General features: G+C 56.0%; 2 tRNA genes and 1 rRNA gene. All 3 read left to right on the forward strand.

Annotated elements, in window-relative coordinates:
* Nucleotides 1-61 (forward strand): 16S ribosomal RNA (locus JJQ51_RS32790); the annotation flags it as partial.
* A 274-nt stretch (nt 62-335) separates the two neighbouring features.
* A tRNA-Ile gene (locus tag JJQ51_RS32795) sits at nt 336-412 on the forward strand.
* Nucleotides 413-506: 94 nt separating this feature from the next.
* A tRNA-Ala gene (locus JJQ51_RS32800) sits at nt 507-582 on the forward strand.
* The last annotated feature ends 331 nt before the right edge of the window (nt 583-913 follow it).

The following is a 913-nucleotide window of genomic DNA, read 5'->3' on the forward strand; positions in this document are numbered from 1 at the left end:
GACTGGGGTGAAGTCGTAACAAGGTAGCCGTAGGGGAACCTGCGGCTGGATCACCTCCTTTCTAAGGAAGCCGATTTTAGCAAGGGTGGCCGTATGGCCCGCCTGGATGCCCTTTGAGCGCAAGCGAGAAGGACAAGCTATCCAGGCCACGCAAAATCCGCTTTTTAGAACAAGATCGGACCAGTCAGGTCACGATCGCAACGCAATACGTCACGGAAGCGTAATGCTCCGATGATATGGCGAGCCTCGCCGTCCACGTTTCTCTTTCTTCAAGAAGACAAAGAACCGCGTCGATCCAGATGGTTTATGGCTGTCTGGACCGGTTTGACGAGAATGGGCCCGTAGCTCAGTTGGTTAGAGCACACGCTTGATAAGCGTGGGGTCGGAAGTTCAAGTCTTCCCGGGCCCACCATGCTTCGCCGTTTGGCTACGCATGGCGCAGCCGGGAAAGAACGGTGACGCGGAAGTTGCCGAACCCCGAAGAAGTTTGGGGCGATCGAGCTGATGGGGCTGTAGCTCAGCTGGGAGAGCACCTGCTTTGCAAGCAGGGGGTCAGCGGTTCGATCCCGCTCAGCTCCACCAAATCGATTGGTGTCGAGACTGACGGCGATGTCTTCTGAAGAAATAAAGGTTTTGCATCGGCCTTGAGGCTGGATGCGTGTTCTGCATACATTGTGAAGAGAAGATTGATCTGGAGGCTTCCAGGTGTTTTGAGCGACCGTAGGGTTGTTCGAGGCGTCCGAGCCCGGTCTTTATGAAACCATGGATGGCCTAGCCGGCCGGATATGGTGGAGAGATCGGAGGTAGGAAGGAAGCTTGTCGCTCTGAGCCGTTGTTGTTGGTCCTCTTCGAGGGCTTCTGACGGACGGCTGGATTACCGTTGCCTGACCGCGCGGTATCGGATCCAATCTCG

This window comes from Rhizobium sp. AG207R (genome assembly GCF_027109195.1).
Classification (GTDB): Bacteria; Pseudomonadota; Alphaproteobacteria; order Rhizobiales; family Rhizobiaceae; genus Rhizobium; species Rhizobium dioscoreae.